The organism is Kitasatospora kazusensis, assembly GCF_039529945.1.
GTDB lineage: Bacteria > Actinomycetota > Actinomycetes > Streptomycetales > Streptomycetaceae > Kitasatospora > Kitasatospora kazusensis.
The window spans coordinates 36,424-51,425 of the sequence record NZ_BAAANT010000013.1; the positions used below are offsets into that span (position 1 = coordinate 36,424).

At 72.2% G+C, this 15,002-nt stretch carries 12 protein-coding genes; 3 read left to right on the forward strand and 9 right to left on the reverse strand.

The annotated features are described in order from the left end of the window. The 3 genes from ABD330_RS13835 to ABD330_RS13845 all read right to left on the reverse strand — a co-directional run bounded on the left by ABD330_RS13835 (position 1) and on the right by ABD330_RS13845 (position 2,393). Positions 1–168, reverse strand: coding sequence for a hypothetical protein (locus ABD330_RS13835; protein WP_344464576.1), 168 nt, complete (start codon positions 166–168; stop codon positions 1–3). Positions 169–306: 138 nt separating this feature from the next. Continuing rightward, positions 307–795, reverse strand: a complete 489-nt coding sequence (locus tag ABD330_RS13840) for a luciferase domain-containing protein (protein WP_344464578.1) — start codon at positions 793–795, stop codon at positions 307–309. Positions 796–1,064: 269 nt separating this feature from the next. After that, a complete protein-coding gene (locus tag ABD330_RS13845) occupies positions 1,065–2,393 on the reverse strand; it encodes an FAD-dependent oxidoreductase (protein ID WP_344464580.1) in 1,329 nt (442 codons plus the stop codon). 169 nt (positions 2,394–2,562) lie between these two features. Between ABD330_RS13845 and ABD330_RS13850 the strand changes: the two genes are divergently transcribed. Further along, the gene (locus tag ABD330_RS13850) at positions 2,563–3,033 is read left to right on the forward strand and encodes a MarR family winged helix-turn-helix transcriptional regulator (protein ID WP_344464582.1); all 471 of its coding nucleotides are present in this window, start codon (positions 2,563–2,565) and stop codon (positions 3,031–3,033) included. 98 nt (positions 3,034–3,131) lie between these two features. On the opposite strand, the gene ABD330_RS13855 is transcribed toward ABD330_RS13850, so the two are convergent. From ABD330_RS13855 to ABD330_RS13865, 3 genes are all read right to left on the reverse strand, one after another. After that, positions 3,132–3,734, reverse strand: a complete 603-nt coding sequence (locus ABD330_RS13855) for a superoxide dismutase (RefSeq protein ID WP_344464584.1) — start codon at positions 3,732–3,734, stop codon at positions 3,132–3,134. 88 nt (positions 3,735–3,822) lie between these two features. Further along, on the reverse strand, positions 3,823–4,260 hold the full coding sequence (locus tag ABD330_RS13860; protein WP_344464586.1) for a nuclear transport factor 2 family protein: 438 nt from the start codon (positions 4,258–4,260) through the stop codon (positions 3,823–3,825). Between the two features lie 29 nt (positions 4,261–4,289). Further along, positions 4,290–5,207 carry a zinc-binding dehydrogenase gene (locus ABD330_RS13865; protein WP_344464588.1) on the reverse strand — a complete coding sequence of 306 codons (918 nt, stop codon included), beginning with the start codon at positions 5,205–5,207 and terminating at the stop codon, positions 4,290–4,292. Positions 5,208–5,327: 120 nt separating this feature from the next. On the opposite strand from ABD330_RS13865, the gene ABD330_RS13870 reads away from it, so the two are divergent. Further along, a complete protein-coding gene (locus ABD330_RS13870; protein WP_344464590.1) occupies positions 5,328–6,311 on the forward strand; it encodes a LysR family transcriptional regulator in 984 nt (327 codons plus the stop codon). A gap of 159 nt (positions 6,312–6,470) precedes the next feature. Here ABD330_RS13870 and ABD330_RS13875 read toward each other — a convergent pair whose 3' ends face one another. Beyond that, positions 6,471–7,760, reverse strand: a complete 1,290-nt coding sequence (locus tag ABD330_RS13875; protein WP_344464593.1) for a L,D-transpeptidase — start codon at positions 7,758–7,760, stop codon at positions 6,471–6,473. Positions 7,761–8,030: 270 nt separating this feature from the next. Then, positions 8,031–10,871 (reverse strand): PKD domain-containing protein, encoded by a 2,841-nt coding sequence (locus ABD330_RS13880; RefSeq protein WP_344464595.1) that lies wholly within the window; start codon positions 10,869–10,871, stop codon positions 8,031–8,033. Between the two features lie 221 nt (positions 10,872–11,092). Here ABD330_RS13880 and ABD330_RS13885 point away from each other — a divergent pair, with 221 nt between their 5' ends. Beyond that, positions 11,093–13,879: a PKD domain-containing protein gene (locus tag ABD330_RS13885; RefSeq protein ID WP_344464597.1), complete on the forward strand. Its 2,787-nt coding sequence runs from the start codon at positions 11,093–11,095 to the stop codon at positions 13,877–13,879. A gap of 53 nt (positions 13,880–13,932) precedes the next feature. Here ABD330_RS13885 and ABD330_RS13890 read toward each other — a convergent pair whose 3' ends face one another. Further along, entirely contained in the window at positions 13,933–14,928 is a 996-nt protein-coding gene (locus ABD330_RS13890) for an MASE1 domain-containing protein (RefSeq protein ID WP_344464599.1), read from the reverse strand. Positions 14,929–15,002 lie beyond the last annotated feature (74 nt).

The following is a 15,002-nucleotide window of genomic DNA, read 5'->3' on the forward strand; positions in this document are numbered from 1 at the left end:
TCAGGCCCGGATGACGCCCGGGATCGGGTTGTCGACCGCCAGCGTCACCGTTCCGGTGTCGCCGCGCTGTGCGCCGTCGCCGCCCGCTCCGTGTGTCGTACCCGCCAGGCCCAGCGCGAGTGCCGCCAGGATGCCCGCCGAAACCAGGCCGATCAGCTTGCTCTTCATGTTCGTTCCCACCCCGTTGTTTGCGGTGCCCTGCTCTCTGACACCACAGATGCTCGCGACGGCGGTTCCTGAAATGTTCCCATCGCGATCCCCCCCTGGGTGATTATGGAGGGAACGGGTGAGAATCGGGGAGACAATTTACGTTGCCGACATGATTGGACCCGGCTCCCCGGCGTCGTCGACCGGTGGTTCCCAGGCACAGGCGTAGCGGTACGAGGCGAGCAGGAGCCCCCGGGCGACCGCCGCCTCCTGTTCGTCCCGAGGCCCGTAGACGAGCACCGACCCGGAGGGCGCCGCCGGTACGCCCCAGCCGTTGCGGATCACCTCCGACGCCAGCGCCTGCGGCAGTGCCAGGTGCAGACTGCCGTCGTACGGCGGGTGGAGGTGGCCGAACTCGGTCGCGGAGAGGAAGGCCCCGGCCGGGGCGTGGGCCAGGGCCGGCGACAGGTGGGCGCCCAGGGTGCCCGGCACGCAGACGAAGGACGGCCGCAGCTGCACCCCGGGTAGGGCGCCCAGCATCTGTGCCAGCTGTTCCCGCAGGTGTGCCGGGGTGCACTGGGTGATCTGCTCGACCGGATGGTCGGTGGAGACCAGTGGGCGGCGGCCGGGGCGCTCGGGCAGGGGCATCGGACTCTCCTGTTCGGTCAGGGTGTCCTCGCAGCCTGCCGCGGGCCGTTCCCGAACCGTTCCCGCCCGGCTACGGTCCCGGCCCGCCACGACGTCGGAACGGGAGGCCGACAGGTTCCCGATTGAGCTGAGGCGACGTCATGAAAGTTCAAGAGCTGGCATATTGGTGATATCGGATGGTGCCCGCCCGGGCGGTGATTCGGATTTCCGAGGATATCCGGGTTCCTTCGAAATCCTCGGCGCATTCGGGCGGGGGATGCCGGCCCGGCTCACACCGCATCCGCGCCCCGGTAGGCGTACAGGTCGTCCAGGAACTTGCGCCGCAGTGCCGGGACTCTGCCGGTCAGGCTGAAGTAGGTCCGGGCCGCGAAGAGCGCGACGCGCCCGAGGTAGGGCCGGTACAGCGGGTCGTCGCCGCGGGTGCCGTTGTTGTCGAGGGACTCGGCGACCCGGGCGAAGCCGTACGGGATCATCTCGGCCTCGTAGGCGCCGATCGCGGCGAGCAGGTCCTGTTCGCCGCGGTCGGCCGCCACGAGCCGGCGGCAGAGCAGGGCGGCGTCGCGCAGGGCGGTGTTGGCGCCCACGCCCTGACCCGGCGTCATGGTGTGGATGGCGTCGCCGAGCAGGGTGATGTTGCTGGTGGGCCAGGGGGCGATCGGTTCGGAGGTGGCGATCCGGACCGGGAACGCCGCCGCAGGGTCCGACAGTTCGAACAGCCGGCGCAGGTCCGGGTGCCAGTTGGCGGTCAACTTCAGTGCCAGGTCGATCAGTTCACTGCCGCGCAACTCGGTCGCCGCGGGCGGGAACCGGTTGTCGGCGCTCCAGACCGAGAGGTTGAGGTAGTCGCGGCTGGTGTCGTGCCGCAGTCCGGCCCAGCGGCCGAGCCCCGCCGGGTCGGCCGGGTCCTTGGGCCGGCCCTCGGCGTCCCAGGGGAACTCCATCACGTGCAGCATGCCGATCACCCCCTTGGTCCCGAAGATCATCGAGAGGCCGTTGAGCGCCTCCTCGGGGACCAGGGCGCGGGTCTCGGGGGTGAGCGGTGTCCTGGTGGCGATCGCGGTGATGCCCGCGTCCTTCACCGTGGCGTGCGGCAGGTACTGCCGGCGGACGGCGGAGCGGGTGCCTTCGGCGGAGACCAGGACGTCGCCGGTGGCGCTGCTCCCGTCCGCGAAGAAAGCGGTGACCGTGCCGTCCTCGTTCCGTTCGTACCGGGTGAAGACCCTGCCGAAGTGCACGACGTCGTCCATCCCGGTGAAGAGCACCTGGCGCAGGGTGGCCCGCGAGACGGAACGCTCGCTGTTGACGTCGTCGGTGTCCGGGCGGAGCGGGATCGACGCCGTCCGGCGCATCCTCTCGGTGAGTACGTTGAAGTAGCGCGGGGAGCGGGCGCAGGTGGCGACGAAGATGCGGAACAGCTCGGGCGGCAGGCACTCCTTGAGTGCGCGGTTGCCGGTCGGGTCGATGCCGACCCGGTAGCCGTAGAGGCCGTCGCTGCGACTGCCGTAGCGCTCGTACACGGCTACCGACACGCCGGACTGCTTCAGGCCGTGCGCCAGGCACATGCCGCCGGTCCCGCCGCCGATGATGATCACATGCATGGGGTTCCCCGATGGTCGGGCCCGTGACGGGCCTGCGGCGGGTCCCCGGGTCCGGGCCTGCGCGGCTTCGGGCCGCCGGGAGGCTCACGGATCTCTTGGGGCCCGGGTATCTTGGCTTTCAAGGTACTTATATCTTGAGTATCAAGAGACTCGACTGTCAAGGGAAAATATGGACGACCTCCGCGCGGCCCTCTCGGTCGAGATGCAGACCCTCCAGGCGGCCGTGGACGCCTTCGACGAGGCTGCCGCCGGGGTGCTGGGAGTGAACCGCACCGACCTGCGCTGCCTGGAGATCCTCGTCCGGGAGGAGGCGGCCGCCCCGAGCGCGCTCGGCCTGGCGCTCGGCCTGACCACGGGGAGCGTCACCGCGATGCTGGACCGGCTGGAGAAGCTGGGCTATCTCACCCGCTCGCCCGACCCCTCGGACCGCCGCAAGGTCGCGGTGCGGGCCACCGACGCCGTCCGGCAGAAGGCCTGGGAGCTGTACGGGCCGTTCGTCGCCGAGGGGGAGGAGCTGACGCGCGACTACAGCGCGGAGCAACTCCGCCTGCTGGCCGACTTCCTGCGCCGCTCGCGCGAACTCTACGACCACCAGCTCGCCCGGGTTCGCGAGCTTCCGGTAGTCAAGCGCCGCCGCTGAACTCGGTGCTGCTGAACGCGGCGCGGCGGCCGTGGTGGGACGGCGGCTGTGGCGGGACGGCCGGTGAGGCGCGGTGGCCGCGCCTCACCGGCGTGGCGTCAGGCGCCGGAGGCGGCGGTGAAGCGGGCGGCTACGTCGTTCCAGTTGACGACGTCCCAGAGCTTCTCGACGTAGTCCGGGCGGACGTTCCGGTACTGGAGGTAGTACGCGTGCTCCCAGGCGTCGAACGCCAGCAGCGGCGTGGTGCCCTGGCCGACGTTGCCGTGGTGGTCGTAGACCTGCTCGACGATCAGGCTCCGGCTGAGCGGCTCCCAGGCCAGCAGGCCCCAGCCCGAGCCCTGGACGCCGGCGGTGGCGGCGGTCAGCTGCCCGCGGAACGCCTCGAAGCTGCCGAAGTGCTCCTCGATCGCGGTGCCGAGCACGCCGTCGGGGCGGTCGCCGCCGTCCGGGGAGAGGTTCTCCCAGAAGAGCGAGTGCAGCACATGGCCGGACAGGTGGAAGGCGTGCGTCTTCTGCAGCCCGACCAGGCTGCCGAACTGCTCCTTGGCGCGCGCCTCGGCCAGCTGCTCCAGGGTGTCGTTGGCGCCCTTGACGTAGGCGGCGTGGTGCTTGGAGTGGTGCAGCTCCAGGATCTCGGCGCTCATCGCGCGCTCCAGCGCCGAGTAGTCGTACGGGAGGTCGGGAAGCGAGTAGGTGCCCATCGGGACACTGCCCCTTTCAAAGGTGGTGATGATGCCGAGTCACACTATTGCGCATAGTTTGCAACAGCAGTGAGTGTGCTTCAGCATGTCATGCGCCATCCGGGCCCTCCTCGGCGAACAGGGTGCGCTCGACGTGCTGGGTGTCGGTGTACTCACGGACCGAGGCGATCCGGCCGTCGCGGACGGTGAAGATCCCCACGCACCGGTTGTCGTAGCGGTGCCCGTGGACGGTGGTGCCCTTCGAGGTCCACTCCGCCATCACCTGGTCGCCGTCGGCGATCGTGTGGGTGAGGACGATCTCGGGGGTGCAGCCGGGCGCGAAGAGGGCACCGGCCGAGCCGAGGAAGTCGTTGACGATGGCGTCCCGGCCGCGCCACACCCCGGTCAGCGGCAGGTCGCCCGGGTAGGTCCAGGTGGCGTCCTCGGTGAAGGCGGCCACGACCGCCGCCAGGTCGCCCTCGGCGACGGCGTTGACGTAGTCGATGACGACGGTGCGGGGGTCGGTACGGGGGTCGGTGGCGTTCATGACGCGGTCTCCTTGGGGGTGAGGGGTGTTCAGGACAGGGTGAGGACGGCGTTGCCGCGGATGCGGCGGGCGCGCAGGTCGGTGAGGACGGCGGCGGTGCGGCTCCAGTCCTCGACCAGGCCGATCTCCGGGTGCAGACGGCCCGCCGCGACGAGGCGGACCAGCGTCCGCAGGTCGTCGGCGTAGGGCTGCCCGGCATCGGCGTAGCTGAAGTGCCTGACCGTCGCGGACACCGGGCCGTTCAGCAGGTCGAAGAAGTCCAGGGTCACGGGCTCGCGGCTCGCCTGGCCGAACCAGATGAGCTCGCCGCGCGGGACCAGCCGGCCGAGGGCGAGCGGCAGGCCGGCGCCGCCGGTCGACTCCAGGACCAGGTCGAACGGCCCCGGTGCGTCCTCGATCCGTTGGACCACGGTGGCCCCGAGCTCGGCCAGCCGGGCGCCGCGCTCCGCCGAACGGCTGACCGCGGTGACCAGCGCCCCTGCGGCGGCGGCCAGTTCGACGAAGTAGTGCCCGACGCCGCCGGAGGCGCCGGTGAGCAGCACCCGCCTGCCGGTGACGCCGCCCGCCGCCCGCAGCAGCCGCAGCGCCGTCAGCCCGGCCAGCGGCAGCGCCGCGGCCTGGACGGTCGTCACCTGCTCGGGCAGCCGGGCCACCGAGCCGGCCGGCACCGCCACGTACTCGGCCCAGCCGGACGCGGGCGGATGGGCCACCACGCGCTGCCCGACGGCGGGTCCGGTGCCGTCGGCGGCGGCCTGGACGACCAGGCCCGCGACGTCCTTGCCCGGCCGCCAGGCGGCGGGCGGCCGCTCCAGCAGGAAGGTCTCGCCCCGGTTGACCGAGTAGGCGTCGACCTTGACCAGGACTTCGTCCGGGCGCGGCTCGGGCTCGGGCACCTCGCCGATCTCCACCATCCGGTCCGGCCGGCCGGTGGCCGTGAACGCCTTCATCGTTGCTCCCCCGCTTGCTCGTTCGCTCGTTCCTGCTCTCGAAGACCAGCAAACCGCTCGTCCGGCAGGGCGGTCCAACAACCGGAAAGGGGCTGTGACAACTGCGGGTTGTCGGCGAGGATGGCCCTCGTGGACCTTGATCTGGCACAGCTGCGCGCCTTCGTCGCGGTCGCCGAGCAACTGCACTTCCGGCGGGCCGCCGAGACGCTCTCGATCACCCAACAGGGGCTGTCCAAACGGATCTCGCGGCTGGAGGAGACGCTCGGCGCCCGACTCCTGGACCGGGGCCGGACCCGGGTCGGGCTCACCGCCGCCGGGCAGCGCCTCCTCGAACCGGCCCGCGCCGCACTGGCCGCGGGGGCCGCCGCCGTCGCGGCGGTCGGCCGGGACGACCGGCCGCTGCGCCTCGACGTGTGGGGGCACCTCTACGAGCCGCTGCGGACGGTACGGGAGGCGCTGGACGCCCTGGACCGCCTGGGCACCGGAGCCGGGACACAGGTGGAGGTCGGGCCGGGCCGCGACCTGCCCGGGGTCGGGGCAGCACTCGTACGCGGCGAGATCGGCGCCGGATTCGGCCGCTTCCACGCCGTGGGCGACGGGTACGACCCGGCGCTCGCCCACCGGCTGGTCCGGCTGGAGCCGGTGGACGCCGTGATCGCCGCCGGCCATCCGCTGGCGGCCGCCGGGCAGCTCCGCCCGGACCAGCTGAGCGGGCTGCGGCTGGTGCTCCCCGCCACGGCCGGGCGGCTGGACTTCCTCGGCCGCTTCGCCGGGCAGTTCGACGTGCCCGTCCTGCCCGGCGAGCTCAACCTGGGGCTCGACCACCTCCTGGAGCGGGTGCGGGCCACCGCGGACGGGTTCACCCTGCTGCCCTCGGAGCTGCCGCTGACCCCCGGTTCGGGCCTCGCGGTGGTGCCGCTCGTCCAGCCCACCCCGCTCTACGCCTGGTCGCTGGTCTGGCACCGGGACCGGCCCGACCCGGGCGTGCCCGCGCTGCTCCAGGCGTTCTCCGAGGCCGGCCGGCGGCGCCGCTGGCTGGAGTACCGCCCGGGCCGCGACTGGCTCCCGGAGGCGGACCAGCGGGAGGTCCTGACCGGCCGGTAGGCGGCGGCGCCCGTCCCGGCCCGTCGAATGAGGCGCAGACCTGCGGACGGCCCGGCGCTGGGCTGCGCCGGGCCGTCGGGGCCGTTCGGTGATGGTGGTTCCGTGGTGCTGCGGGTGGGTGCGGGTGCGGGTGCGGGTGCCGGGGTGGGGCGGGTGGCTCTACCAGGCGGACCAGGGCATGTTCCAGCCGCCCAGGCCGTTGTCGGGCTGGACGTCCTTGCCGATGGAGTTCTTGACGATCACCACGTCGCCGAGGATCGAGTCGGCGTAGAACCGGCCCGCCACGGAGTTGTCGTCGCCGTCCTCGGTGTCGGGGAGGCCGACGCAGCCGTGGCTGATGTTCTGCCGGCCGGCGACGGCGCCGGCCTTGGGGTTGCCGTGCACGTAGGTGCCGGAGTCGGTGATCTTCATGGCGTGCGGCTCGTCGACCGAGTAGGCCGCGCCCTTGATGGTCGTGGTGGCCGAGTCCATGTGTTCCATCCGGGTCTTCTGGAACACCACCATGGTGCCGTTGTACGAGGGGTTGTCGTCGCTGCCGGCCGTGATCGCGATGGTCTGCGGCGCGGCACCGTCCTTCGCGACGGTCATCCGGTGGGCCTGGGCGTCCACTGTGGTGATCTTGGAGCGGCCGATGGTGAACGACTCGTCGCGGTCGGAGTTGCCGTAGACGCCGGGGGCGAACTCCACGCTCTTGGTGCGGAAGTGCACGGCCACCTTGGTGCCGGGCTTCCAGTAGGACTCCGGCCGCAGGTCCAGCCGGGTGTCGCCGTCGAACCAGTGGCCCTTGACCACGGTGTTGTCCGAGGCCTGCACCGTGATGGCCTTCTCCACGGCCGCCTTGTTCTTGACCGCCTTCTGGAAGTCGACCCGGATGATCATGCCGACGCCGTAGGTCTCGTTCGTCGTCACGTTGTCGTCGGTGCGCGTCGTCTTCGACGGGGTGAGCGTGCTGAAGGTGTTGGTCGCGGTGGTCCGGACACCTGCGGCGTCGACGGCCTGCGCGCTCACCTTGTACGCCGTCCCGACGGCGAGCCCGGCCGTCGGCACCCAGCTCAGGCCGTCGGCCGCGACCGCCCCGGCGACCGCCTGCCCGTCCGGGCCGGTCACCGCCACCTGGGTCAGCTTGCCGCTGGTCACGGAGACCTTCAGCGCGCCGCTCGGCGGCACGTCCTGGGCGCCGTTCTTCGGTTCCACGTCGAGTACGGCGGCCGACGGCTTCGCCGTTACGGACGTGGCACCCGCCCCGCCCGCACCCGCGTTGCCGCCCGCGCCCGCGCTCACGGCGGCGCCGCCCGGGTGCACCCCGGCGCTGCCGCAGGCCGTGGCGAGCAGGAGCGCGCCGCCCAGCGCCAGCGCGGCCAGCGGCCGGCGGCCCGCACGCCTCGGCTTCCACCGCGAGGCGACGCCGTTCGACCGCTCGTTGGCCGACCCCACTCGAATCGACTGCATTGCACGTCCCCCTGCTCGGGTCATCTTCTGTCTGCTGACGAGCCGGGCGTCTGGCGGCGACCATGGCGAAGATCGGCTCATCCGGTCACACGCGACGGGCCGAGCGGGAGGTCTCACGCTTTCGGCGGCTGTCACAGAATCGGGACGTTCGGACCTCCGCCCCGGCACGACACCGGCCGCCCGGGGGATCCCGGACGGCCGGTGGGTGCCGTGTTGCGTGCTGCCGTGCAGCGCCGCGTGTTGTCGCGCGGCGGCGTGCGGCTGCGGCGACTACGGCTTCGCGAAGTAGCCGAACAGGTCGGCGATCACGTCGGTGCGGCCGGCCCGGTTGTAGACGTCGAAACTGCCGTCGGCGCCCAGCGGCGTGATGACGTGGTTCGGTACGACCTGGCCGGGGGTGAAGTTGACGCTACTGGTGGCGGGACGGGTGGTGCCGTCCGCCCAGACGGTCAGGAAGCCACCGGTGGTCGGGGTGACGGCGGTGACGTTCAGGACGGCGCCGGTGGCGCCGGCCGGGGCGCCCGAGGCGACGGTGTGCGAGGCGCCGGCGTCCAGGGTGCCGGTGCCGTCGTAGCGGGTGTCGGTCAGGCGCTTGGGCGGTACCGCCGTGAACAGGCTGCCGCCGTCGGCCGAGTAGTAGCCGAAGACGTCCGCGATCACGTCGACCAGGCCGCCGGTGTTGCAGATGGTCACCGTGCCGTCCTGGTCGATCGGGGCGATGACCTGGTTGGCGACGGTCTGCCCGGCGCCGAAGTTGAGGTTGGAGGTGGCCTTGGTGTGGCCGACGGTCAGGAAGCCCGCGTACTGCGGGTCGGTGACGGTCAGGTTGAGCACCGCGTACGCCGCCTGGGCCGGCACCCCGCCCGCGCCCCGGATCTGGAGCGTGGTGGTGCAGTCGGAGCTGATCGGGCCCTTGGCGGGGACGCCGACGCCGTACCGGGTGTCCATCAGCCGCACCGGGGCGACCGGCGCGTACTGGCTGCCGTGGTCGGGGTTGTACTCGCCGAGGGCGTCCACCACCACGTCGACCGGGGAGCCGGACTTGCCGTTCCAGACGGTGACGGTGCCGTCGGTGCCGACCGGGACGGTCACCAGGTTGGAGACGATCGAGCCCGCGGTGTAGTTGATGTTGGAGCTCTTCGGCTGGTCGGTGCCGCCGGGGGCGACCGTCAGGTAGCCGCCGCCGGACGGCAGGACGGCGGTGACGTTGAGCACGACGGCACTGGCCGCCCAGCCCGCCGGGATGCCGGTGTCGCCGACGTTCAGGGTGAGCCTTCCGCCGGGGGCGAGCTTCGCCGGGGCGCTGCCGGAGCGGGTGTCGGCCACCCGGACGGGGGTGTACGCGGTGTAACTGCTGGGCCGGTAACCGACCTTGACGGTCTTGGTGAGCGAGGCGGTCTGGCCGGCCTTGTCGGTGGCCGTCACGGTGACCTGGTAGTCGCCGGGAGCCTGGTAGGCGTGCGGCAGGGTGTTGGCGGCGACCGGGCTGCCGTCGCCGTAGTCCACGCTGTAGCCGGTGATCGGCCACGGTCCGGTGGTGCCGGTGGTGTCGACGGTGTACACCAGCGGGCGCAGGCAGCTGCGGGTCTGCACGGTGCAGGGCGCGGCGGTGAAGGCCACGGTGGGCTTGCCCGGCGCGGCGACTGTCACCGGCTGGCCGGCCTGGTAGGTGGTGGCCGTCCCGGCGGCGTCGGTCTGCGTCAGGGCGACCGTGAAGCTGCCGGCCTTCAGGTAACTGTGCTGCGCGCTCGGCGAGTTGGAGACCACCGGCGCGGTGCCGTCGCCGAAGTCGAAGGAGTAGCTCACCTGGGTCGGCCAGTGCTGCTGCGAACTCGCGGTGGCGGTGACCGTCAGCGGGTACGGGCCGGAGTTGTTGTCGAGCCGCACCGTCGCCGGGGTCAGGCTCTGCAACTCGTAGGCGCCCCGGTCACGGTGGCCGGTGCCGGTGTCCGGGACCTGCGTGTCGTCGACGATCGGGTTGCCGTCGAGGTCGGTCGGCAGCGCGCCGAAGACGTCGCCCTTGGCCGAGTCGATCGCGGGCGAGGCCGGCAGCAGCCCGCGGTCGGCGTAGCCGTCCTGGCCCAGCTGCGGGTCGGCGACCAGGTCGCCGGTGCCGGGCGGCGGGCCGTACGGGCCGGAGTACACCGCGCCGGTGGCGGCGATCAGGTCGGCCGGCGTGTTGTAGATCGTGCCCGCCCAGCTGTACGGGACGCCGCCGCTGACCGAGTTCATGATGTTGGAGCCCACCCGGCTGTTGAACGCCGAGCCGGTGTCCAGGCTGAGCAGCGGGTAGGGGCCGTTGCCGCAGCCGCCGCCGGTCGCGTCCAGGATGTTGTTGTAGACCTGCGAGCCGTCCGACTGGCCGGTCAGTACGACCAGGGTGCCGCAGGGCTGGGTCAGCGTGTTGTTGACGATGTCGGTGTAACTGGCGTTCTGCGCCCAGATCGTGCTGTTGCCGCCGGTGAAGTCGTTGGCGGTGACGATCGTGCCGGTCGGGCTCCCGACCGTGTTCCCGCCCTCGTCCAGCAGCAGCGGCAGGCCGGTGCCGCCGATGACGTTCCGGGAGACCGTGACGGCCTGCGAGGGGCCGAGGACCTGGATCGAGGCGCGCGCGTACTGCCCCGGCTGGTAGGTCTGCGCGAGGTGGTCGACGGTGACCGAGGACGAGGCGGTCACCACGGCCGCCGACACGGCCGGGCCGATCTGGAAGTTGCGGATCACCACGTCGTGCACGCCCTGCAGCGTGAAGGCGGGGCCCGCGGGATACGGCCGGACCAGCGCGGCCTGCGCGGAGGACTGGTTGTTCCAGTTGCCGGTGGTGATGGTGATCGGGCTGCCGGGCGTGCCGGAGTTCCTCACGGTCACCGCCTCGTCGTAGCCGCCCGGCTTCGGCGCGACCTGCACGGTCTGGCCGGGCTTGGCGTCGTACACGGCGGCCTGGATGGTGCAGTACGGCTGGGCGGAACCGCCCCCGCTGTCGCTGCACGGGACGGTCGGATTGACGTAGAGCGTGTCGCCGCCGGCCGACGCCGAGGCGAACGGCCCGGAGAGGCCGGTGCCGAGCGTGACGGTGACAGCGGTGACTAGGCCGGCGAGGTGTCGCAGGCGCACGGTGATACCCCCTGTAGACGTGGCGCCCCGCCGCGCGAGTGGATCTTCACGGGCGGGCGTTCACATTCTTCCGCGCAGGTGTTCGACGTGTCCCGGGATTCGGCCTCCCCGCCGCCGCTACGCGAAAGTTCGTACGGCACACTGATGCCGTCTCGGACTGCCCGAGTCAGCTGCCTTCCGGGGGAAGAGTGCCCATCCGTCAACGCGTCGGCCTGTCGGCTGTGGCCGCTGCCGTCACTCTCGGTGCGGGCCTGCCCGCCCTCCCGGCGGCGGCCGCCGCCGGAGCCGCCACGCTTTATGTCGACCGGATGAACCGGGCGTGCTCGGACAGCGGGACCGGCACGTACGAGCGGCCCTACTGCACGGTCTCGGCGGCCGCCGCCGTGGTCGGGCCCGGGCAGACGGTGCAGATCGGCGATGCCGTCTACCAGGAGCACGTGGAGATCACCCGGTCCGGCACGCCGGACCGGCCCATCGTCTTCACCGGCTCGCTGCCCGGGGCGCACATGGGGCGGCCATTGATCGGCGGAGACGTCAGCGCGCCCGCCATCACCGTCTCCGGCGCGCACGACGTGGTGATCCAGGACCTCGCGACCATGTCGGTCGCGGAAGGCATCCTGGTCAGCGGGTCGGCCCGGATCACCATCGACCACGACTTCGACCAGGTCTCTCTGACGGGTTCCGACTGGTTCTCGCACACCCCGTGGGTCCGGCTCACCGGCGGCACCTCGGACACCGTGGTCAGCCGGAGCGACATCGGGGGGCGCGGTACCGGGGTGACGTTGGACCCGGGCACGCACGACAACACCGTCACCACCAACGACCTGGGCAGCACCAACGACGCCGGGGTGATGGCGACGGACGCTCCCGGGACGGTCGTCACCAGCAACACGATCAGCCACAACTGCGGGACGGGGATCTCCCTCGCAGGTGCTTCCACCGGTTCGACGGTCGAGAACAACATCCTGGCCCCTGCGACGACCGGGTGCTCGGGCAAGGGCGGGCCGACCCCCGGCGCTGCGGGCCTGCTGGTCTCGGCCGGTTCGGCCACCGGCACCAAGGCCGACTACAACGTCGTCCGGGCGGCGGCCGACGGCACCGCCTACAGCTGGGCCGGGACGCCGTACCCAGGACCGGTCGAGCTCGCCAAGGCCACCGGCCAGGGGCAGCACGACAGTTCGGCCGATCCGGCGCTGACCGGCCCGGGCGGGTCCCCGGACAAGGGGTCACCCGCCCTCGACTCCGCCGACGCTGCCGCGCCGGGCGAACTCGACAGCGACCTCAACTACGTCCCCGCCGTGGACTACCCGGGCCAGCCCGACACCGGTACCGGGTCCGGTCACCGGGACCGGGGCGCGGTCGAGAACCAGGGCATCACCACGGCTGCGCTGACCGTGGACCGGGCTCAGGGCGCGTACCCGTTCAAGGTCTCCGTGTCAGCAACCGCCAAGGAGACCTGGCCCGGCGCCACGCTCGCGTACTCCTTCGACTTCGGTGACGGCACGGCCCCGGTCGTCTCCGCCGTTCCGAAGGCCGACCACACCTACACCGCTCGCGGGGTGTACGAGCCGTTGGTCACGGTCACCGACAGTGCCGGAGGACTGCTGACGACGGGCACCGTGAATCCGGTGTCCGTCGGTGATCCGGGGCCGCCGCAGGCCGTTCTGTCCGTCAGCCCGGGCAGGAGCGGCTGGTCCGCCTCCGCGCCGTTCACCTTCGAGGCGGATGCCGGCCTCTCGGCCGGGCCGTGGCCGATCGTCTCGCGCATGGTGGACTTCGGGGACGGCAGCGCTCCGGTGCAGTGTGCCGGCCCCGGCGGCTCTCTCTGCGACCACACCTACGCGCGGCCCGGCAGCTACACCGTCACACTGACCGTCAAGGACTCGGCCGGCGGGACGAGCAGCACCTCCCAGGCCGTCGATGCGGCCTACCAGCCGGGCGGGTTCGACTGGAAGTCGAAGCGCATCCTCGACACCCGGAACGGGACCGGCGGCCCGGCACAGCGGCTCGGGCCCGACAGCGAGCTCACGCTGAGCGTTGCCGGTGCGGTCGGCACGGACACGACCGCCGTGGTGCTCAACCTGACCGCCGTGAACCCGAGCTCGGCGGGCTTCCTGACCGCCTACCCGTCCGGTCAGGCGCGTCCGACCACCTCGAACAGCAACTTCACGGCCGGGCAGACGGTCGCGCATCTGGTCACCGTCCCGGTCGGCAGCGACGGCAAGATCAAGATCTACAACCGCTCGGGCTCGGTCGACCTGGTGGCCGACCTGGTCGGTGCCTACGCCCCGAGCGAGTCGGCCGGTTTCACGGCCGTCACCCCGACCCGGGTACTCGACACCCGGACCGGGACCGGGTCCCCGGCCGGCAAGGTCGGCCCCAAGGGGGGCGCCTGTTTCACGCTGCCCGACTCGGTCCCCAGGGACAGTGCCTACGCCGTCCTGAACATCACCGCGACCGGGGCCGACCAGCCTGGTTTCCTGACCTTCGACGGGAACTGGAACAGCTCGATCCTCAACGTGGCTCCAGGCCGGACGGTCGCCAACCAGAGCGTGATCGAGGACGCCCAGGGCGAGATCTGCCTGAGCAACGCGACGGGCCACACCGATATCGTCGCCGACCTCACCGGTTACTACTACGGTCGTAGCGGAGACCGCTTCACCCCCGTGGGGCCCAGCCGGCTGCTCGACACCCGGATCGGCAGCACCCCGCTCGGGCCGGACTCGACTCTCGGAGTGCAGGTCACCGGCCGGGCCGGGGTGCCGGCCGACGCGACCGGCGCGGTGCTGAGCGTCACCGCCACCGCGCCCGACCAGGGTGGCTTCCTCACCGCCTACCCCACCGGAGGTACCCGTCCGGCCACCTCCAGCGTCAACTTCGCGGCCGGGGAGACCGTCCCGAACCTCGTCACCAGCGGCGTCGGTACGGGCGGCGGAGTCACCCTGTACAACCACACCGGCCGCACCCAGGCGGTGGTGGACGTCTCCGGCTACTTCAGCAAGCCCTGACGCCCGGCCGTGCTGTCCCACCGCACAGCGGTACCGGCGCCACAGCCGTCACGTCAGATCGGCTCGTCGGTGGGCGGCCAGCCGGGGCCCGGTTCGCCCGGGGCGAGGCGGGCCACCACCTCGGCGAGGTCGAGGCAGGCGTGCTCGATCTTGCGGTAGGTGCTCTCCCGTTCGGCGACGACGGCCGCGAGCAGCAGGGTGGTCAGCGCCGCCGAGCCGTTCAGGGCCTGCAGGGTGACCATGGTCGCGAGCAGGCTGTGGTGCGCGAACGGCCCGGCGTGGTCGGTCGCCGCCGTGATCGTCAGCACGGAGACCAGCAGGACGCACGGCGTGGCGCCGACCAGCTCGAACCGCAGGGCGGCCCAGATGAGCAGCGGGAAGACCAGGAAGAGCAGGTCGAGGGAGCTGCGGCTGACCACCAGCGTGACGACAGTGGTGCCGGCCAGCAGCAGCACCGCCTCGGCCCACTCGTACGGGCCGGTGTCCCGGGGCAGCCGGGCCGTCCGCAGGACCAGCAGCAGCGGCGCGACCACCAGGACGCCCATCGCGTCGCCCGTCCACCAGGCCGACCAGGTCGACCAGTAGCCGCTCAGCGGCAGTGAGCCGGAGAGCACCAGGGTGGAGGTGCCGACGGTCGCGCTGATCAGCATCCCGGTGAGGGCGGCCAGGAAGACCAGCGCCAGCCCGTCCCGCAGCCGGTCCAGCTCGATCCGGAAGCCGACCCGCCGGAGCATCAGGCAGGCGCAGACCGGCGCCAGGGTGTTCCCGGCGACGATCCCGACGGAGCCCGGGTCGGCCGGCCCGATCGAGACGATCACCAGGAAGGCACCGAGCGCGATCCCCGGCCAGATCCGCAGGCCGAACAGGAGCAGGCAGGTCACGGCGATGCCGGTGGGCGGCCAGAGCGGCGTGACCTTCGCCCCCGCGATCACCACCTGTTGCAGCAGGCCGAGCCGGCCGGCCACGAAGTAGGCGGCGGCCACCGCGAGGATCCGCAGACCCGCAGCCCCGACCCGCCGGAGTTCCTCGTTCAGCGCCACACCAGCCATCAGACAGCCTTCCGCCCCCGGGACCCGCCGTGACACGCTGACCGCCGCCGGTGCGCGCCGACGGCTCCACGGGC

Bases quoted from the DNA above. Each gene is read 5' to 3' on its own strand.
- ABD330_RS13890 (WP_344464599.1), bottom strand. From the start codon at position 14,928: ATGGCTGGTGTGGCGCTGAACGAGGAACTCCGGCGGGTCGGGGCTGCG.
- ABD330_RS13875 (WP_344464593.1), bottom strand. From the start codon at position 7,760: ATGCAGTCGATTCGAGTGGGGTCGGCCAACGAGCGGTCGAACGGCGTC.
- ABD330_RS13855 (WP_344464584.1), bottom strand. From the start codon at position 3,734: ATGGGCACCTACTCGCTTCCCGACCTCCCGTACGACTACTCGGCGCTG.
- ABD330_RS13865 (WP_344464588.1), bottom strand. From the start codon at position 5,207: ATGAAGGCGTTCACGGCCACCGGCCGGCCGGACCGGATGGTGGAGATC.
- ABD330_RS13840 (WP_344464578.1), bottom strand. From the start codon at position 795: ATGCCCCTGCCCGAGCGCCCCGGCCGCCGCCCACTGGTCTCCACCGAC.
- ABD330_RS13850 (WP_344464582.1), top strand. From the start codon at position 2,563: ATGGACGACCTCCGCGCGGCCCTCTCGGTCGAGATGCAGACCCTCCAG.
- ABD330_RS13870 (WP_344464590.1), top strand. From the start codon at position 5,328: ATGGCCCTCGTGGACCTTGATCTGGCACAGCTGCGCGCCTTCGTCGCG.
- ABD330_RS13835 (WP_344464576.1), bottom strand. From the start codon at position 168: ATGAAGAGCAAGCTGATCGGCCTGGTTTCGGCGGGCATCCTGGCGGCA.
- ABD330_RS13860 (WP_344464586.1), bottom strand. From the start codon at position 4,260: ATGAACGCCACCGACCCCCGTACCGACCCCCGCACCGTCGTCATCGAC.
- ABD330_RS13845 (WP_344464580.1), bottom strand. From the start codon at position 2,393: ATGCATGTGATCATCATCGGCGGCGGGACCGGCGGCATGTGCCTGGCG.